Source organism: Kitasatospora sp. NPDC001119, assembly GCF_053598475.1.
The window spans coordinates 110,631-129,924 of the sequence record NZ_JBSFKI010000015.1 but is presented as its reverse complement, the minus strand read 5'-3'; the positions used below and the strand labels follow the sequence as shown (position 1 = coordinate 129,924).

The window sequence follows — 19,294 nt, the reverse complement described above, 5'->3', positions numbered from 1 at the left end:
GTCGGTTGTGAGAGCCGGTACTTGGGAAACCGAGTGCCGGCTCTTTCTGTTGTGGTGTCGGCTGGTGGTCGCACGGTGGTCTCTGGGCCACATCGGCCAGGGTGTGGGCGGTCCTTCTGGTCGGGGCGGCTGGTAAGTGGGCAGTTGCCGGTGGAAGTGCGGGCGCTGGGCGCGGCAGACGGGGTGGCCGAGGACGGTGCTGTCGAGGATCCAGGCGATGGCGTCGAAGGCTGCGCGGGCGGCGGGTTTCGTGAACGGGTTGGGCGAAGTGTCGCGGCTGCGGCGCTGGTGCTGTTCGGACTGTTGGTCGTTTCGGTCGTCGGCGGTCTCGACAGCGGCGAGTTGGTGATGGTCTCGGCGAGGGCTGCCTTTGTCAGGTGGGGGCGTCGAGGGCGTGCAAGGTGTGGTCGGTTTGGTGGGTGGATTCCGGCGGGGGCTGTAGGGGACGACCATCGAGTCGTCGTTGGGCGGGTTCGGGTTGGCGATCGTGTCGGCGACCTTGGTGAACTGCTTGTGTTTCTGTCTGCGGCGCCGGGGCGGGTGGGCGGGTGGGTCAGAGGCGGGGGGTGTGGGTGAAGTGGTGGGTGGCGGTGGTGAAGAGGAGGGTGCACCAGGCGGTGGTGGTGAGGGTGGGGAGGGTGGGGGAGGGGGCGGCGGAGAGGCGGGTGACGGCGGAGGCGGGGAGCCAGGGGGAGATGTCCCAGCCCTTGGTGGCGGCGAGGGCGGTGAGGGCGGACTCGGCGACCAGGGTCCACCCCAGGACTGTTCCCAGGGCTGCCGCGGTCGATCGCAGGAGCAGGCCGGCGGCGGAGCCCAGGACCGCGTAGGCGGGCATTGCCGCGAGCAGGCGCAGGGTGGTGGACGGGGCCCCGTCCCAGTGGGGTGGGGAGCCGTGGCGTGCGGTGGTCAGGGTGGTGGTCGCCGCGCAGGCGGCCCAGACGGTGGCGGCGACCAGCAGGGACAGGAGGGCCAGCCCGGCGAGCTTGCCGGTGGCGAGTGCGCCGCGGGCCGGCTGGCGGACCAGCAGGTTCCGCCAGGTGCCCTCGCGGTACTCCTGGCAGAAGGCGTTGGCGGCCACGCACATCATGACCAGGCCGATCAGGGGTGTGGCGGTACGGGCGGGGCCGAGCAGGTCCACCGGGCCGGGGTCGTTCCGGAGGGCGGCGGTGCCGGCGGCTACCGCGGCGGTGGCCGCCGCGACGGAGCCGAGGAGCGGCCAGAGCAGCCGCGGCCGGAGCAGTTTGACCAGTTCGTTGCGGAACGCCTGGTGCACGCGGGTCAGCACGGGACGGCCGTCCTCTCGGTCGGGCTGGTCGGGCGAGGAGCGTCGGTCGGCGCGGGCCCGGTGCCGGTGACCAGGGCGAGGAAGGCCTGTTCCACGGAGGTCCGTCGGACGGCCAGGTGGGCGAGGGTCACGCCGCCCGCCGCCGCGATCCGGTTCAGTTCGGCGGCCGCGTCGGCGGGGGCCTCGACCAGCAGCAGCCCGTCCTCGTGGCGGTTGGGGTACCCGGCCCCGCTCAGCACGTCGTGGAGGGTCGCGCCGTCGGCGGCGGACTCCGGGGCCAGTTCGACGACGGCCGTCCGGGAGGCGGTCAGCTCCGCCCTGCCGCCCTGGAACAGCACCCGGCCCCGGTGCATCAGGACGAAGCGGTCGCAGATCGCGTCCAGTTCGTTGAGCTGGTGGCTGGAGACCAGCACGGTGGCGCCGGCGTCCGCCAGGGACCGCAGCAGCTCCCGGAGTTGGAGGATGCCGATCGGGTCGAGCCCGTTCATCGGCTCGTCCAGGACGAGCAGCCGGGGCTCGGGGAGCAGGGCCGCGGCGATGCCGAGCCGCTGGCGCATGCCGAGCGAGTACCCGCCCACCGGTCGGCCGGCGTGGGCGGTGAGGCCGACCTGCTCCAGCACCTCGTCGACCCGGCCGCGGGGGATGCCGCCGAGTTCGGCGAGCACCCGCAGGTTGGTGCGGGCGTCGAGCCGCCGGTAGAGCGCGGGTTGTTCGATCAGCGCGCCGACCGTGTGGAGGTAGCGCTCGGGGCGGTCCAGCGGGTGCCCGAGGACGGCGCCGGTGCCCGCGTCGGGGCGGTCCAGGCCCAGTAGGACGCGCATGGTGGTGGTCTTGCCGGAGCCGTTGGGCCCGATCAGCGCGGTCAGCGAGCCGGCGGGGACGGTCAGGTCGACGCCGTCGAGGGCGGTGAGGGCGCCGTAGCGGCGGCGCAGTCCGCGGACCTCGACCGCCGGGCCGGCCGTCCGGGCGCTGGGAGGGGCGGTGGGAGGGGCGGTGGGAGGGGTCATGGTGTGGCGGGCTCCGTGCTGGCCGGGTGGGTCGGGGAGTCGGCGGTGGTGAGGAGGGTGCCGGTCGGGTCGAGGCGGTGCAGCGCGGCGGTGGCCGTCTCGCCGTCGAGCCGGAGGTCGTGGCGGACGGCGCCGTGGTCCAGGACGACCAGCCGGCTCACCAACTCGTCGGCCCAGCCGAGGTCGTGGGTGCAGAGCAGGACGGTACGCCCCTGGTCGCGCCGGCCGCGCCGCTGTCGAGGCCGTTGGTCGGCTCGTCGAGCAGGAGCAGCCGGGGCCGGTGCACGGTGGCGACGAGCAGGCCGAGCTGCTTGCGCATGCCGAGCGAGAGCTCCCGGACGAGGGCGTCCGGGCGGTCCTCCAGGGCGGTGCCGGCCAGCGCGGCGAGGGCCTCCCGCACCGGGGCGTCGTACAGCCTGGCCGCCAGGACCAGCTGCTCACGGACGGTCAGGTAGTCGTAGAGCGGCGGTTCGGCGGGGGCGTAGCCGCGCTCGGCCCGGACGGCGAGCGCGGTGGCCGGCCGGCCGGCGACGGCGACCCGGCCCGAGGTGGGCTCCTCCAGCCCGGCGAGCAGCCGCAGCAGGGTGGTCTTGCCCGACCCGTTGTGGCCGACCAGGGCGACGAACTCGCCCTCCCCGACGGTGAGTCCGACCTCGGCGAGGGCGGTGTGCCCGGCGTACCGGACACTGGCGGATTCGACGGCGATCACGGGCGCACCTTCCGGATTCGGAGATCACTTCGGGCCGCGAACCGCAGGACGGCCAGCAGCAGGGCCAGGTCGAGCAGGCAGGCCGCCGCCTCGACGGCCCCGCCGGTGCCGGTGGCCGAGCGGAGTACCGGCCCGGCCGCCGCGGGGGCGGCCAGCACCGCGGCCAGCAGGCCCTCCACGGTCTCGGCCGCGCCGGAACGGGCGGCCCGGCCGTCGGCGAAGCCCTCGGCGGCCGGGGTCAGGAAGGCGGCGGCCACCAGCGCGCAGCTTCCGGCCAGCAGCGCGACCGGGAGGGCGAGCAGCGCGCCCGCGGTCACGCTCCCGCCGCCGACCAGCAGCAGCCCGAGGTACAGCGGTACGACCGGTACGGCCGCGACGGCGCAGCAGGAGGCCACCTTCCCGGCCAGGATCCGGCCGAACGGCACCGGCGCCTGGCGGAGCAGGTCGAGCGACCGCTGCTCGGCCTCGACCCCCGCCACCTGGGCCACCACGGTGGACAGTGCCAGGAACACGGCGAGCGCGAGCGGAACGCTCCAGGCGCCCAGTGGGAGCCGCCACGGCGGTTCGCCGCCGTGGCCGAGCCGGACCCCCGCGCCGAGCGCCGCCAGGGCGAGGCCGACCAGGGCCGTCCGGAACAGCGCGCCGGTGCTGGCGACGGGGCGGCGGCGCAGCGCCAGCAGGTCCTTGGCCGCGGGCAGCAGCACCGGCGGCACCCGGTCGAGCAGGGTGCTGGAGGTGTGTGCGGCGGCCGCGGGCCCGCCGGGGACGGCGGGGCGGAGCGCGCCGCGGGCGGCGGCCCGGCGCAGCAGGAGGTGGGCGAGGCCGCCGAGCAGCAGCAGGGCCGAGCACCAGCCGAGCAGGGCCGTCCCGAGCCGGTCGGGGTCGAGCAGGCGGTCCCAGAGGTCCGGGCGGAGGCGGGCCACGGCGGAGCGCAGCGCCGCCCCGTACTCCTCGGGTTCGGCCCGGCCGGACAGGTGGAGGCGGTCGGCGAGCGGTCCGAGGACGAGCCCGAGGGCGGACAGCCCCGGCAGCAGGACGCCGAGTGCGGCGAGCGGCAGGGCCCGGCGCGGGCCCAGCATCAGCGCGGCGGTCGCGGCCACATGGCCGAGCGCTCCGGCCAGCGCGGATCCGGCGACGGCGGTGAGCACGGCGGGCAGCAGGGCCCGGCCCGCGGGGGAGGCGGCCAGCCAGGGGCCGGCCGCCAGGCCCGCGACCACCACGGAGCCGACCGCCCCGGCCAGGGCGGGCAGCCAGAGGCGGGCCAGGAACACGGACTGCTGCGGTACCCGCCAGGAGAGCAGGACGGCGCGGTCGGGCGGATCGAGCAGCAGCCGGGCCTGGTTGGGCCGCGCCGAGAGCAGGTGGCCGGCGACCAGCACGACCGCCACCGACCAGCAGGCGCCGGACACGACGGTGCCGTCCTCGGGGCCGACCGGGAAGACCCGGCCGAGCGCCGAGCCGATCCCCCAGAGCAGGGCCGCGACGGTGGCCAGGCCGACGCCGACGGCCAGCGCGAGCACGGCCCGGGCCGGCGGGGCGAGGGTGCGCAGCCCCGGGAGGCGGTTGCGCCGGCGCCGCAGGTCGGCGTCGACCAGGGCCAGCCCGGCGGTCCAGGCGAGTCGGCGGCCGTCCATCAGTCCCGCCGACCGGTGAGCAGGGCGACCGCGCTGGCCGCGACGACCAGGACGCAGAAGCCGGCGGCCGTCCCGTTGAGTCCGGCGGCGGCGGGCAGCCGGAAGCCCGCCACCCCGAGCGGCATGCAGACCAGGGCCGAGAAGCCGAACAGCAGCCAGCGGCCGGTGGAGGCCAGGGCGACCACCGCGCCGAGGGCGAGCAGCAGGACGGCGGCCGCCAGCCAGCCCCAGTTGAGCAGGTCCTGGGTCTGCACCACCGTCGACCGGGCGGCGTCGACGACCCGGTCGGCCCGGTCGACCGCGGCCAGGGTGTCCGGCCGGCTCGTCCAGTACCAGACCGTCCGGACCCCGGCCAGGACGGCGGCGGCCACGGCCAGCAGGCCGGCCACGGCCGCACCGGTCGGCTTGATCTGCGATACCACGGTGATGTCGGCTCCTCGGTCGTGCGGGGTCGTACGAGTCGTACGGGGGTCGTTCTCTCAAGCGGTGCGAGCGATGCGGGCGGCGCGGGCGGCGCCGGGCCCGGTCCCGGCCCGGCGCGGGCTCAGCGCGGGATCAGGCAGAGCGCGAGGAGCACCGCCGCGGGCGCGAGCGCGGCCGCCGCGCTGCGGGCGGGGCTCAGGCCGGTGCTGCGGCGCAGGACCTCGGTGAAGGCCGCGAACAGCACGACCAGGCCGAGGTCGGCGCTGCCCAGCGCGTCCACCAGTCCGTCCCAGGAGGGGCGGCCGACCAGGGCTGCGCCCGCGCCGAGCAGCAGCAGCTTGCCCACGAAGTAGAGGGCGGCCACCGTGCCGACGGTCGCGCGGTCCCGGGCGAAGCCGTCGCGGGCGCCGGCCAGTCGGCAGGCGGCGGCACCGGCGGCGCCGGCGAGCAGGACGGCCAGCAGCACGCCGATCGCGCCGAGCACCGATCCGAACAGCCAGCCCGCCCAGACGCCGGCCTTCACCGCGCCCGGTGCCGCGTCGGGGATCTTCTCCAGGACGGCCGCGCGGTAGCGGTCCAGGAGGCCGAGACCGGCCAGGGGTTGGACGAGGACGGCGAGCGCCAGGGCGGCGCGGTGGCGCAGGCGCCCGGCCCGGCCGTCGTCCCGGCCGTCGTCCCGGCCTTCGGGCGCGGCCTCCGGATCGAGCAGGGGACGGTGGTCCGTCGTGGTGGTCAAGGTCATCGGGGGCTCACCCACGTTTCCACGCCCGCGGCCACGGCGAGCGCGGCCAGCGAGGTTCCGAAGAGGACAGCGGCGTCGACCACGTGCTGGCTGAACGGGGCGCCCCGTCCGGACACCAGGCGGCGGGACAGCCCGAGCGCCGGGGCCAGGCCGGCCGCGACGGCGAGGCCGAGGGCCGGCAGTTCGAGCACCGCGTGCGGTCCGACGGCCCGCAGCAGTTGGCTCCCGCCCAGCGCGTACGCGTGCCCGATCAGCACGCCGACACCGAGGCCGGAGAGCAGCGAGAAGGCGACCGTGGTCAGGCCGAGGGTGGCGACTCCGCTGAAGGCCAGCGCGGCCACCTCGGCGTTGTTGAGGAAGACCTCGAGCCACAGGTCCGGACCGGCGGGTTTGGGTTCCACGCGGACGGCGGACTCGATGCCGCCCGAGCAGGCGATCCCGATCGCCATGCAGGCGAACCAGAGCAACTGCCCCGCGGCCACGGCCCAGCGCTGCCGGGCCCAGGCGGCTGCGAGCCCTCCGCGGACTCCCGCGATCACGTCGTCCCTCCCCAAGTCGTCTGCTGCACAAGGCCGGCGGGCCGGACCCCGCCGGTGCGGCGGGGTCCGGCCGGCGCCCGGGTCAGGCGATGATGGCGCGGCGGCCGCCGGCGGTGATCGCCTTCTTGAGCATCCACATGGCCACGCCGCCGGCGGCGGTGACGCCACCGAACAGCGAGAGGGCGGCGGCGACGTCGGTGCCGGCCTCGATGGCGGTCAGCACGCGGTCGGCGCTCTTGTACTCCAGACCGAAGTAGCCGGTCAGCACGTCAGGGGTGGTGGCGGCCAGCAGGAGCGGGGCGCTCAGACCGGCAACGGCCGCGCCGGCGGCGGCGATGCGCTTCTCCGGGGTCGAGAAAACGGACATGTTAATCTCCAGTTCGCCACTTTCAGGGAGTGGTTGGGAATATCCGGCAGCCACCGGTCGCTTCGGGACTGCGCCTGATCATCGAATCCGACCCCGTGCTGACGGTGGTGGCGGACTGTCCGGTGGACCGGGCGGTCGAGCAGGCCCGCGCGCTCCAGCCCGACCTGGTCCTGCTCGACCTCGGCCGCCAGGCCGACGCGGCCCTCGACACCCTGCTCTCGCTGATCTACCTGCCCCGGGCGCCCCGGGTGGCCATGCTGGCCACGGAGGAGGACGGCGACCTGCTGAACCGGGCGCTGCGGCACGGCGCGGTCGGCTACCTCCGGCGGAACGTCCCGAGCGGCCTGCTGCTGGACGCCGTCCGGGTGCTCACCTCGGGCGGCACCGTGGTCTTCCCGCAACTCCGGTCGGCCGCCCCGGCGGTGGCGCTCGAGCCGCCCGACCGGCAGGTCCCGGCCCGGCTCAACGCCCGCGAGCGGGAGCTCCTGGTCCGCCTGGGCGAGGGTCTGTCCAACGCGGACATCGCCGAGCGGCTGTACCTCCGCCCGGCGACCGTCAAGGACTACGTCAGCGAGCTGCTCGCCAAACTGGGCGTCCGCAACCGGACCCAGGCCGCCGTCCTGGCCGAGCGGTACGGACTGCTCAGGGCCCACGCCGCGGCGTGAGGAAGGGGCCCCGTGCGGGGCCCGGCGCACGACTCGGGGGCCCCGCAGGCGGGTTCGGGGCCGGCCGGGCGGCTCTCCCCGGGCCGGACGGCCGGCTGCCCTACGGGTTCTTCACCTCGGCGGTCCGTTCCGTCGCGTCCGGCTCGGCCGGCTCCTCGGTGGCGCGCGTGCCGTCCAGGCGGATGCCGCGCATCGAGGCCCACATCACCAGGGCGCTGCCGCAGACCACGCCGCAGTCGGCGAGGTTGAAGACCGGCCAGTGCGGCAGTTGGATCCAGTCCACGACGCGTCCCTCCCACGGGGAGGGGTCCCGGAACAGCCGGTCGATGAGGTTTCCGGCCGCACCGGCGATGACCAGCCCGAAGGAGACCGCCCAGAGGGGGGTGCGGATCCGGGGCGACACCACCAGCATGAGGACGATGACCAGCATCTTCACCGTGGTGAAGAACCAGGTCTCCCCCGCGCCGATGGAGAACGCCCCGCCCGAATTGAAGACCAGCGTGAATTTCAGAAGCCCGCCGAGGGTCGATGTCGGATCGGTCCCCGAGAAATGTGTCAGCGCTATCTGTTTGGTGATGAAATCCGACGCCAGCAGTGCGATTGCCACGGCTGTCATGGTGCCCAGTCGTCGAGGCGTGTCACCGGACAAGGAAGCTCCTCGCGCAACCCGTAGGCGTAGTAAGCCAGTCATGGCCGCATTGTAGGTGACGGCGGCTTGCGCACGAGTGTCCACAAGTACGGGAGCGCACCGTCAGAACGGGAGCATACCCGCGCCGTTGCCGGGCGCCGGCCCCGCCGTCGCCGGGTGTCGGCGGGCCCCGATGGTCACCCGAAGATCCCGGCGAGGCGGGTCAGTCCCTCCCTGATCGCCTCGGCGGGGTGTCCGGTGAACGACAGCCGCAGGGTCGCCGGGTCGGGCCGGTCGGCGAAGAACGGCGCGCCGGGTACGTAGGCGACGTCGTGGGCCGCGGCCCGGGGCAGCAGGGCGGTGGCGTCGTGCCCGTCCGGCAGGCGCACCCACACGAACATCCCGCCGTCCGGCCGGTTCCAGGTGCTTCCGTGGGGAAGCGCGTGGGGCAGGCCGTCGAGCAGCGCGTCACGGCGTTCCCGGTAGGCGGCGCGGACCCGCGTCAGGTGCGCGTCGAGGTCGGCATGGGTGAGGTACCGGGCGGCGGCGGCCTGGTCGACGGTGGAGGAGTGCAGGTCGGTGGTCTGCTTCACCGTCGTGCAGGCGCGGCGCAGTTCGGCCGGAGCGCGCAGCCAGCCGAGGCGCATGCCCGGGGACATGGTCTTGGAGAGGCTGCCGAGCAGCACCGTGCGGTCGGCCGCGGCGTCGAGCGAGGCGATCCACGGCAGCGGAGTGCCGTCGAACCGCAACTCGCCGTAGGGGTCGTCCTCGACGATCCACAGGCCGTGGCGGGCCGCGACCTCCGCGACGGCCCGGCGGCGCTCGACGGGGAGCGTACGGCCGGTCGGGTTCTGGAAGTTGGGGACGAGGTAGAGGAGTCTGGGCCGCTCCGAGGCGACGAGGCGGGCCAGTGCCACCGGGTCGACGCCGTCCTCGTCGGACGGGACCGGGACGACGCGGGCTCCCGCGAAGGCGAAGCACTGCAGGGCCGCCAGATAGGTGGGGTTCTCCACGAGGACGGTGTCGCCGGGGGCCAGCAGCGCCGTCGAGACCAGCGTCAGTGCCTGCTGGGAGCCCGAGGTGACCAGCAGGTCGTCCGCCGGGGTGGGCAGGCCGCGGGAGCCCAGCCGCTCGGCGACGGCCGCCCGCAGCGCGGGGTCGCCCTCGGTGGTCGAGTACTGGAGGACGCGGTGCGGGGCCGTGGCCAGCACGTGGTCGTACGCGGCCCGCAGGCCGGCGACGTCGAAGAGCTCCGGGGCGGGCAGGCCGCCGGCGAAGGAGATCACCTCCGGCCGCGCCGTGAGTTCGAGGATCTCCCGCACGGACGAGGCGTGGGCGGCGGCGTGGCGGGCGACGGGAACGGGGGCGGCGGCTGGGCTCGTCATGCCCGCAGGATACGGACGATCGGGGCGGTGTCCCGGGTGCGGGAGTCCCACGGGTGCCCAAACATGTCCCGTCGATTTCTTGCCGAGATCGCTCAGGCGTCCGTGGTGACGGCGGGTTCCGCGACCGGCCGTGCCGGACCGTGATCTTCCGGAAACCACCAGGTGGGACCGGGGCCGACGTTGACCTGCGGTCTTCCGCCAGATGGGCCGAAAACGCGTGGTCGGCCGTCGAACGGGCTTGTCGGGCCGTGCGGTGCGTATGTCAGTCTCTGGGGGCCGTGTGCCGTGTTCCACAGTGTTCTGACGGGGAATTCCGAATCTCTCTTTCCTTTCCCTGGTTCTCCGGGATGCGTTCCGTCATGCCGTCGGTCGGTTCGAAGTGATAACAGGGGGCGTCATGTCTGATCTCCGCCATGGGCATTCCGAGGCCTCCGTGAATTCCGCGGGAAATCGGTCGGTGCCGGAGGAACCCATCGCGTTGGTCGGAATCTCCTGCCGCCTTCCGGGGGCTGCCGGACCCCGGCAGTTGTGGGACCTCCTGCGGGACGGCCGCAGCGCCGTCACCGAAACTCCCGACGACCGCCGGGGCGGCCCCGGGGGAACCGGGGACGACGAGCCGTCCGCCCTGCGGTGGGGGGCGTTCCTGGAGGACGTGGACCGGTTCGACGCGGGATTCTTCGGGATCGGCCCGCGCGAGGCCGCCGCGATGGATCCGCAGCAGCGCCTGGCCCTGGAACTGAGCTGGGAGGCCTTCGAGGACGCGGGAATCCGCCCGGAGACCTGGCGCTCCCAGGACACCGCCGTCTTCCTCGGCGTGGCGTCCGGCGACTACGGCCTCCTGCTCGACCGGCGAGGGCCGGCCGCCCGGACCCCGCACACCGTCGCCGGCACCCAGCGCGGCATGACGGCCAACCGCGTCTCGTACGCCCTCGGCCTGCACGGCCCCAGCCTCACCGTCGACGCCGGCCAGGCGTCGTCGCTGGCCGCCGTCCACCTGGCCTGCGAGAGCCTGCGGCGCGGCGACTCCGCGCTCGCCGTGGCGGGCGGGGTGCACCTCAACCTGCTGCCCGACACGGCGCACGCGATGGCCGGGCTCGGCGCGCTCTCGCCCGACGGCCGCTGCTTCACCTTCGACGAGCGGGCGAACGGCTACGTCCGCGGCGAGGGCGGGGCGATGGTGGTGCTCAAGCCCCTGGGCCGGGCCCTCGCGGACGGGGACCCCGTGTACGGCGTCCTGCTCGGCAGCGCCCTGAACAACGACGGCGGCGGAGAGGGACTGACGGTGCCGGCCCGGGCCGGGCAGGAAGAGGTGCTGCGGCGGGCCTGCGCGAGGGCGGGTGTCGACCCCGCGCACGTCCAGTACGTCGAACTGCACGGGACGGGCACCAGGGTCGGCGACCCGGTCGAGGCCGCCGCGCTGGGCGCCGTGTTCGGCGCGGCCCGGACGGCCGGCCAAAGCCCCCTGCACGTCGGCTCGGTGAAGACGAACGTCGGCCACCTGGAGGCCGCGGCGGGCGTGGTCGGCCTGGTCAAGGTGGCACTGTCGCTCCAGCACGCGACGCTGCCGCCGAGCCTCGACTTCCGTACCCCCAACCCGCTGATCGACATGGACGCCCTGCGGCTGCGCATGGTGACGGACCGCCTGCCGTGGACCGGAGTGGACGGCACCCGCCTCGCGGGCGTCAGCTCCTTCGGTCTCGGCGGGACCAACTGCCATGTCGTGCTGTCCCAGCCGCCCGCCCCCGCCGCGGGCAACCGGGCGCAGGCGGACGGCGGTTCCGGCGTGGTGCCGTGGGTCCTGTCCGGTGCCACAGCGGAGGCGCTGCGGGCCCAGGCCGACCGTCTCCGGTCGTACGTGGCCGAGGAGCCCGACGCCGAACCCGCCGACGTGGCCCTCTCGTTGGCCACCACGCGCGCGACCCGGGAGCACCGCGCGGTCGTCGTCGCGGCCGACCGCGAGGAGTTCCTCCGGGCCCTGACCGCCGCCGCCGAACCCGGCGGAGTCGACCCGGCACTGGTCCGGGGCAGCGTCGCCGAGGACGGCGAGGTGACCTTCGTCTACCCGGGCCAGGGCTCCCAATGGGACGGCATGGCGCGGGAGTTGCTCGACATCTCGGCCGTCTTCCGGGAGCGGATGGAGCAGTGCGACGCGGCGCTGCGGCCGCACGTCGACTGGTCGCTGCTCGACGTCCTGCGCGGGACGCCCGACGCCCCGCCCCTGGAACGGGTCGACGTCGTCCAGCCCGTGCTGTGGGCCATGATGCTCGCCCTGACCGAGGTGTGGGGCTCCTTCGGGGTGCGTCCCGACGCCGTGGTGGGGCACTCGCAGGGCGAGATCGCCGCCGCGTGCGTCGCGGGCGCCCTCAGCGTCGAGGACGGCGCGAAGATCGTGGCGCTGCGCAGCCGCGCGCTCGGCCGGCTGGCGGGCACCGGCGCCATGGCCACCGTCTCCCTGCCCGTGGCACAGGTCCGCGACCGGCTCGAACGGGGCTGGGACGGGGTGGAGATCGCCGCGGTCAACGGGCCGGTGTCCACGGTGGTCTCCGGCCCGCCCGGGAGCGTCGACCGGCTGCTGGCGGAGTACGAGGCCGAGGGCGTCTGGGTGCGCGCGATCCCGGTCGACTACGCCTCGCACTCCGGCGACGTGGAGGTCCTGCGGGACGCGCTGCTGACGGAACTCGCCGGGATCACCCCGCGCCGGTCGCGGATCCCGTTCTGCTCCACCGTCACCGGTGAGATCACCGACACCACGGAGCTGGACGCCGGCTACTGGTACCGCAACCTGCGCCGGCCGGTCCGGATGGAGACCGCCACCCGGCACCTGCTGGAGGCCGGGCACCGGACGTTCGTCGAGGTCAGCCCGCACCCGGTGCTCACCGTCGCGCTCCAGCAGACCGTCGGTGCCGCGGCGGCGGTCACCGGGACGCTCCGGCGGGGCGAGGGCGGTCCGCGCCGTCTGCTGGACTCCGTCGCCCGGCTCCACGTACGCGGTGCGCTGGTCGACTGGCGGCCCGCGCTCCGGACGGGCAGCGGGCGCCGGCTCCGGCTGCCCACCTACCCGTTCCAGCGGCAGTCGTACTGGCTCGACGGCGAGGACCGGCGCGAGACCGCGGCGGTGGACGGGCGCGAGACCGTGGTGGCGGACCGGCGTGGGCCCGCGGTGGTGGACCGGCGTGTGCCGTTCGGCGCGGAGACCGGGGCTTCCGCACCCGGGCCGTCGCGGCCCGGCCACGGCGAACTGACGGGCCTCGTACGGGAACACGCCGCGGCCGTGCTCGGCCACCCGGAGCCCGGGCTGGTCGACACCTCCCGCCGCTTCAAGGACCTCGGCTTCAACTCGCTGGACGCCGTCAACCTCCTGGAACGGCTGGCCGCCGCCACCGGCGTCCCGCTCCCACCCACCCTGATCTTCGACCACCCCACACCCGCCCTCCTGGCGGAGTGGCTGCGCACGGAGCTCGCGGGCGAACGCACCGACACCGGCGCCGCACCCCTCCGCACCCCCCACGACGACGAGCCGATCGCGATCGTGGGGATGGGGTGCCGCTACCCGGGCGGGGTGCGGTCGCCGGAGGACCTGTGGCGGCTGGTGTCGGAGGGGCGCGACGCGATCTCCGGCCTCCCGGAGGGGCGGGGGTGGGACCTGGAGCACCTCTACGACCCCGATCCCGACGCGGGGGAAGGCGGGCGGACGTACACGCGCGGCGGCGGGTTCCTGCACGACGCGGACCTGTTCGACGCGGGGTTCTTCGGCGTTCCGCCGCGCGAGGCGGAGGCGATGGATCCGCAGCAGCGGCTGCTGCTGGAGGTGTCGTGGGAGGCGTTGGAGCGGGCGGGGATCCGTCCCGACACCCTGAAGGGCAGTGCGACCGGCGTCTTCACCGGAGTGATGACCAGCGGCTACCGGCCCGCCCCCGCCCGGGTCCCGGTGGAGTTCGAAGGGCACGTGCTGACCGGCAACGAGAGCAGTGTCGCGTCCGGCCGGGTGTCCTACGTGCTGGGGCTGGAGGGCCCGGCCCTGTCGGTGGACACGGCGTGCTCGTCGTCGCTGGTGGCGCTGCACCTGGCGGTGCAGTCGCTGCGGCGGGGTGAGTGCTCGATGGCGCTGGCCGGCGGCGTCACCGTCATGGCGGCCCCGGCCACCCTCATCGAGTTCGCCCGGCACCGGGGCCTGTCCCCGGACGGCCGGTGCCGGGCCTTCGGTGAGGGGGCCGACGGCACGGGGTTCGGCGAGGGTTGCGGCGTGCTGGTGCTGGAGCGGCTTTCCGACGCGCGGCGGGCGGGGCGCCGGGTGTTGGGGGTGCTGCGGGGTTCGGCGGTGAACCAGGACGGTGCGTCGAACGGGTTGACGGCGCCGAGTGGTCGGGCGCAGGTGCGGGTGGTGCGCGGGGCGTTGGAGGACGCCGGGTTGGCGGCGGGTGACGTCGACGCGGTGGAGGCGCACGGGACGGGGACGCGGTTGGGGGATCCGATCGAGGCGCAGGCCTTGCTGTCCGCCTATGGGGCGGGGCGTGAAGTGCCGTTGTGGCTGGGGTCGGTGAAGTCGAACATCGGTCATACGCAGGCCGCCGCAGGCGTGGCGGGTGTGATGAAGATGGTGCTGGCGATGCGGCACGGGGTGTTGCCGCGGACGTTGCACGCGGAGGTGCCGTCGTCGCATGTGGACTGGTCCTCGGGCGGGGTGGAGCTGCTGAGCGAGGCGCGGGAGTGGCCTGAGCTGGGCCGGCCGCGGCGGGCGGGTGTGTCGTCGTTCGGGATCAGTGGGACGAACGCGCATGTGATCGTGGAAGGGGTCGCCGAAGAAGCAACTACCTCTCCCGATGGCCCTGTTGATGATGTGGTGCCGTGGGTGGTGTCCGGCCGGTCGGTGGAGGCGCTGCGGGCACAGGCGGGCCGGCTGGCGGAGCACCTGACGGAGCACCCGGAGGTCGGCGCGGGCAGCGTCGGCTGGTCGCTGGTCGCGCAGCGCTCGCTGTTCGAGCAGCGCGCCGTCGTGACGGGCGCCGACCGTGAAGAACTGCTCGCCGGACTGCGCGTCCTGGCCGAGGGCGGCACGGCGGACAACGTCACCGTCACGCCCTCCACCACGCCCCCCGACGGCTCGAACAGGCTCGCGCTGCTCTTCACCGGCCAGGGCGCACAACGCCTCGGCATGGGCCGCAGTCTGCACCGGGACTTCCCCGTCTTCGCGAAGGCGTTCGACGAGGCGTGCGCGCAGTTGGACGCGCACCTGCCCGTCCCCCTGAAGGACGTCGTCTTCGGTACGGACGCCGACCTCCTGGACCGCACCCTGTACGCCCAGTCGGCCCTGTTCGCCCTGGAGACCGCGCAGTTCAGGCTCCTGGAGCACTACGGCATCAGGCCCGACCACCTGCTCGGACACTCGGTCGGCGAGGTGGCCGCCGCCCATGTCGCGGGCGTGCTCGACCTGCCGGACGCCGCGCTCATGGTGGCGACGCGGGGACGGCTGATGCAGGCCGCCCGCGGCGACGGCGCCATGATCGCCGTGGAGGCCACCGAGCAGGAGGTCCTGACGGTCCTCGGAGAGCGCGAGGACCTGGCGGGGATCGCCGCCGTCAACGGCCCGCGGTCCGTGGTGGTCTCGGGTGATGCCGCGGTCGCCACCGAGGTCGCGGACCACTTCGCGGCGCTGGGGCGCCGGACCAGGCGGCTGCGGGTCAGCCACGCCTTCCACTCTCCCCACATGGACAGCGCGCTGGAGGAGTTCCGCACCGTCCTCGAAGGCCTGACCTTCCGCGCCCCCGTCCTCTCCGTCGTGTCCAACGTGACCGGGCGGGAGGCCACCGCCGAGCAGCTCTGCTCCCCTGACTACTGGGTGTCCCACATCCGCCGCGCCGTCCGGTTCGGCGACGGGGTCGAGCACCTCGCCGGGCTCGGCGTGGGGACCTACCTCGAACTCGGCCCCGACGGTGTCCTGACCGGTCTGGTCCCGGACTGCCTGCCGGCCGGGACCGACGCGGTCACCCTGCCGCTGCTGCGGGCCCGGCGCCCGGAGAGCGGCTCCCTGCTCACCGCGGTCGCCCAGGCCGCGTTCGCCGGCCACCTGCCCGACTGGTCCCCGCTCTTCCCGGGCGCGCGGCCGGTGGAGCTGCCGACGTACGCCTTCCAGCACCGGTCCTACTGGCTGACGCAGGACACCGTCGTCGCGGACGTCGCCTCGGCGGGTCTGGAGACGGTGGGGCATCCGCTGCTGGGCGCGGCGGTCGAGCGGCCCGACGGGAGGGGCTGGGTGTTCACCGGCCGCCTGTCGCCCACGACCCACCCCTGGACGGAGGACCACGTCATCGGCGAGGAGGTGCTGCTGCCCGGTGTGGCGCTGCTCGACGTCGCCCTCGCGGCGGGCGCCCGGGCCGGCTGCCGGCGGCTGGACGAACTCACCCTGGAAGCCCCGCTGTCCCTCCACCCCGACGCCCCGGCCGACCTGCGCGTGGTGCTGGACCCCGAGGAGGAAGGACGCTGGTCACTGGCCGTGTTCTCGCGCTCCGACGACACCTGGCGGCGCCACGCCACCGGCGTGCTGGCCGCCGGGGCCGAAGGCACCGGGAGCGCGCTGACGGACTGGCCGCCGAAGGACGCGACCCCCCTCGACGTGGCCGACGCGTACCAGGCCCTGGCCGCCCGCGGCTACGACTACGGGCCGACCTTCCAGGGCCTGCGCGCCGCCTGGCGCGACGGCGACGTGCTGTATGCGGAGGTCGGGCTCCCGGCCGGCGTGGAGCCCTCCGGTTTCGGGGTGCACCCGGCCGTGCTGGACGCGGCGCTGCACCTGCTCGTCCTGGAGGGCGACCAGGCGGCCGGGCTCCGGCTGCCGTTCGCCTGGTCCGGTGCCGAACTGCACGCCACCGGTGCCACCGCGCTGCGGGTACGGCTGACGCCCACCGGCACCGACACCGTGGCCCTGGCCGTCTGCGACGCCGCCGGGGCGCCGGTCGCCACCGTCGAGGCGCTGACCCTGCGCCCCTACTCGGCGGCGGGCGGGGGCCGTACGCCGCTGTTCGCCGTGCACTGGGTGCCCGTGCCGGACCCGGCCGCCGGCACCGCTCCGGCCACTCCCGCCCCGGACCTGCCGACGGACCCGCCGACGGACCGCTGGGCCGTCCTCGGCACGCGCGGCCCCGACCTGCCGGGCGTGACCCGCCACGCCGACCTCACCACGCTGGCCGGTGCGGTCGAGGACCTGGAGGTGGCCGTCCTCCCGTGGACGGCGAGCGCGCCGGAGCACGCGGTGCCGTCCGCGGCCCATGACGCCGCCCGGGAGGTCCTGGGCCTGCTGAAGAGCTGGCTGGCCGAGGAGCACCGGACCTCCGCGCCCCTGGTGGTCCTCACCCGGAACGCGGTGGCCGTCGAAGCGGCCGAAGGCGTGGCGGACCTCGCCGCATCCGTGCTGTGGGGCCTGCTGCGCACCGCCCAGACCGAACACCCGGGCCGCTTCGTCCTGCTCGACGCCGACGCCGACCCGACCCCCGGGCTGGTGGCCGCCGCGCTCGCCACCGGCGAGCCCCAACTGGCGCTGCGCAAGGGCACCTTGAAGGCCGCCCGGCTGACCCGGCAGACACCACGAGAGCTGCTCGCACCCCCGGAGGGCGCGCCGGCCTGGCGGATGGAACCGGGCGCCAGCGGCTCCCTCGACGCGCTGTCCCTCCGGCCCCGCCCCGAGGCGCTCGCGCCCCTGCTGCCGGGCGAGGTGCGCGTCGCCGTCCGCGCCGCGGGCCTCAACTTCCGTGACGCGCTGAACGCCCTGGGGCTCTACCCCGGCGACGCGGGCCCGCTCGGCATCGAGGGGGCCGGCGTGGTCACCGAGGTCGGTCCCGGAGTGACCGGGTTCGCGCCCGGCGACCGGGTCATGGGCCTGCTGCCCGGCGCGTTCGGACCGGTGGTGGCCACCGACAGCAGGATGCTCGTCACCGTTCCGGACGGCTGGACCTTCGCCCAGGCGGCGGCCGTTCCCGTCGTCTTCCTGACCGCCTACTACGCGCTGACCGACCTGGCCGCCCTGGCCCCGGGCCAGTCACTGCTGGTCCACGCGGCGGCGGGCGGCGTCGGCATGGCCGCGGTCCAGCTCGCCCACCACCTCGGCGCGCGGGTCTTCGGCACCGCGAGCCCCGGCAAGTGGGACGCGCTGCGCTCCATGGGCCTGCCGGACGAGCGCATCGCCTCGTCCCGGGACCTCCTCTTCGAGCAGGGCTTCCGCCGGGTGCTCGGCGAGGACGGCGGCTTCGACGTCGTCCTCAACGCGCTGGCCCACGAGTACGTGGACGCCTCGCTGCGCCTGCTGCGCCCTGGCGGCCGGTTCCTGGAGATGGGCAAGACCGACGTCAGGGACCCCGCGTCCCTCCCCGACGTCTCCTACCAGGCGTTCGACCTCATGGTGGTCGACGCGGACCGCATCCAGGAGATGCTCACCGAGCTCGTGCGCCTCTTCGAGGCCGGCGCGCTCACCCACCTCCCGCTCACCGCCCGGGACGTCCGCCGGGGCAGGGAGGCCTTCCGCCACATCAGCCAGGGCCGCCACACCGGCAAGAACGTGCTCACCCTTCCGGCGTCGTTGGATCCGGAGGGGGCGGTGCTGGTGGTCGGTGGGACGGGGGTGTTGGGGGCGTTGCTGGCGCGTCATCTGGTGGTGGCGTGCGGGGTGCGGCACCTGGTGCTGGTGAGTCGTCGGGGTGTGGAGGCGCCCGGGGCGGCGACACTGCGGGACGAGCTGTTGGAGTTGGGCGCGCGCAGTGTGGTGGTGCGGGCGTGTGACGCGGCCGACCGGGTGGCGTTGGGGGTGCTGGTCGACGAGGTGGTGGCGCAGCGGCCGTTGACGGGTGTGTTCCACGTGGCGGGGGTGCTGCGCGACGGGGTGCTGGTGTCGCTGGGTGCGGAGGCGCTGGGGGAGGTGTTGCGGTCGAAGGTGGACGGCGCGTGGGCGTTGCACGAGGTGACGCGGGAGCGGTGCCCCGGGCTGGCGGCCTTCGTGCTGTACTCCTCGGTGTCGGGCCTGGTGGGCACCGCGGGTCAGGCGAACTACGCGGCGGCGAACACCTTCCTGGACGCGCTGGCGCAGGAGCGGTCGGCCCGGGGGCTGCCGGGCCTCTCGCTGGCGTGGGGGCTGTGGGAGCAGGAGTCCGGCATGACCGCCGGCCTCGACGACACGGCCTTCCAGCGCTTCGAGCGGTACGGCATCGGAAAGATCCCCTCCGAGCAGGGCATGGCGCTGTTCGACGAGGCACGGCAGGGAAGCGAGCCGGCGGTGGCACCGCTGGTGCTCGACCCGGCGCGACTGCACGCGAGGGCCGCCGTGGCCGACTTGCCACCGCTGCTGCGCGGCCTCGTCTCCGCCCCGGCCCGGCGTACGGCGGCCCCGGCCGCGACACCGAGGACGGCGGGCGCCTCCACCTGGACCGACCGGATCGCGGGGGCGGCCGGAGGGCGCGGCCTCGACGTCGTGACGGAGCTCCTGTGCCAGGAGATCGCCGACGTCCTCGGCCACTCGGGGCCCGGAGCCATCGACACCGGCGCGGAGTTCCGGGGGCTCGGCCTCGACTCCCTCACCCTCGTCGAACTGCGCAACCGGCTCAACGCGGCCACCGGGCTCAGGCTCCCCGTCAACGTGCTGTTCGACCAGCCCACACCGGACGAACTGGCCGCCCACCTCCTGGCGGCCCTCGAACCCGGGCAACCGGACCCGGTCTCGCGCATCCTCGCCGACGCCGACCGGATGGAGGAGGCGTTGAAGCTCTTCGCCGGCGAGCGCGAGGACCGCACCAGGGTCACCACCCGACTGACGCAGATCCTTCGCGCCTGGCAGCGGGAGCAGGACGAACCCGCCGAATCCGCCGACGACCTCGACCACGTGACCGACGACGAACTCTTCGACGCGCTCGACAACGAACTGTCGCGCTGA

13 protein-coding genes are annotated in these 19,294 nt (G+C 75.0%); 2 read left to right on the top strand and 11 right to left on the bottom strand.

The genetic code is table 11. The features are described 5' to 3' along the window. Positions 1–553: 553 nt before the first annotated feature. The 9 genes from ACWDD9_RS20080 to ACWDD9_RS20040 all read right to left on the bottom strand — a co-directional run bounded on the left by ACWDD9_RS20080 (position 554) and on the right by ACWDD9_RS20040 (position 6,706). Positions 554–1,285, bottom strand: coding sequence for an ABC transporter permease (locus tag ACWDD9_RS20080; protein ID WP_449812195.1), 732 nt, complete (start codon positions 1,283–1,285; stop codon positions 554–556). After that, positions 1,279–2,292 carry an ABC transporter ATP-binding protein gene (locus tag ACWDD9_RS20075; protein WP_449812194.1) on the bottom strand — a complete coding sequence of 338 codons (1,014 nt, stop codon included), beginning with the start codon at positions 2,290–2,292 and terminating at the stop codon, positions 1,279–1,281. The genes ACWDD9_RS20080 and ACWDD9_RS20075 overlap by 7 nt, the downstream gene beginning before the upstream one ends. Next, positions 2,289–2,453 (bottom strand): hypothetical protein, encoded by a 165-nt coding sequence (locus ACWDD9_RS20070; protein WP_449812193.1) that lies wholly within the window; start codon positions 2,451–2,453, stop codon positions 2,289–2,291. The genes ACWDD9_RS20075 and ACWDD9_RS20070 overlap by 4 nt, the downstream gene beginning before the upstream one ends. Further along, positions 2,450–3,001 carry an ATP-binding cassette domain-containing protein gene (locus ACWDD9_RS20065; protein WP_449812192.1) on the bottom strand — a complete coding sequence of 184 codons (552 nt, stop codon included), beginning with the start codon at positions 2,999–3,001 and terminating at the stop codon, positions 2,450–2,452. Before ACWDD9_RS20065 ends, ACWDD9_RS20070 begins: the two co-directional genes overlap by 4 nt. Continuing rightward, complete coding sequence (locus ACWDD9_RS20060; protein WP_449812191.1) at positions 2,998–4,635, bottom strand: hypothetical protein; 1,638 nt, start codon at positions 4,633–4,635, stop codon at positions 2,998–3,000. Before ACWDD9_RS20060 ends, ACWDD9_RS20065 begins: the two co-directional genes overlap by 4 nt. Continuing rightward, positions 4,635–5,057 (bottom strand): hypothetical protein, encoded by a 423-nt coding sequence (locus tag ACWDD9_RS20055; protein ID WP_074004720.1) that lies wholly within the window; start codon positions 5,055–5,057, stop codon positions 4,635–4,637. The genes ACWDD9_RS20060 and ACWDD9_RS20055 overlap by 1 nt, the downstream gene beginning before the upstream one ends. Positions 5,058–5,179: 122 nt before the next feature. Next, complete coding sequence (locus tag ACWDD9_RS20050) at positions 5,180–5,800, bottom strand: hypothetical protein (protein WP_449812190.1); 621 nt, start codon at positions 5,798–5,800, stop codon at positions 5,180–5,182. Then, a complete protein-coding gene (locus tag ACWDD9_RS20045) occupies positions 5,797–6,339 on the bottom strand; it encodes a stage II sporulation protein M (protein ID WP_449812189.1) in 543 nt (180 codons plus the stop codon). Before ACWDD9_RS20045 ends, ACWDD9_RS20050 begins: the two co-directional genes overlap by 4 nt. An 82-nt stretch (positions 6,340–6,421) precedes the next feature. Next, entirely contained in the window at positions 6,422–6,706 is a 285-nt protein-coding gene (locus ACWDD9_RS20040; RefSeq protein WP_387967036.1) for a hypothetical protein, read from the bottom strand. A gap of 95 nt (positions 6,707–6,801) precedes the next feature. Here ACWDD9_RS20040 and ACWDD9_RS20035 point away from each other — a divergent pair, with 95 nt between their 5' ends. Then, positions 6,802–7,371 carry a LuxR C-terminal-related transcriptional regulator gene (locus tag ACWDD9_RS20035; protein ID WP_449812188.1) on the top strand — a complete coding sequence of 190 codons (570 nt, stop codon included), beginning with the start codon at positions 6,802–6,804 and terminating at the stop codon, positions 7,369–7,371. Positions 7,372–7,471: 100 nt separating this feature from the next. Here ACWDD9_RS20035 and lspA read toward each other — a convergent pair whose 3' ends face one another. Both lspA and ACWDD9_RS20025 read right to left on the bottom strand, forming a co-directional pair. Then, the gene (gene lspA / locus ACWDD9_RS20030) at positions 7,472–8,020 is read right to left on the bottom strand and encodes a signal peptidase II (protein WP_234348152.1); all 549 of its coding nucleotides are present in this window, start codon (positions 8,018–8,020) and stop codon (positions 7,472–7,474) included. A 176-nt stretch (positions 8,021–8,196) separates the two neighbouring features. After that, a complete protein-coding gene (locus ACWDD9_RS20025; protein ID WP_449812187.1) occupies positions 8,197–9,384 on the bottom strand; it encodes an aminotransferase-like domain-containing protein in 1,188 nt (395 codons plus the stop codon). Positions 9,385–9,862: 478 nt separating this feature from the next. Between ACWDD9_RS20025 and ACWDD9_RS20020 the strand changes: the two genes are divergently transcribed. Continuing rightward, positions 9,863–19,294: a beta-ketoacyl synthase N-terminal-like domain-containing protein gene (locus ACWDD9_RS20020; RefSeq protein WP_449812186.1), complete on the top strand. Its 9,432-nt coding sequence runs from the start codon at positions 9,863–9,865 to the stop codon at positions 19,292–19,294.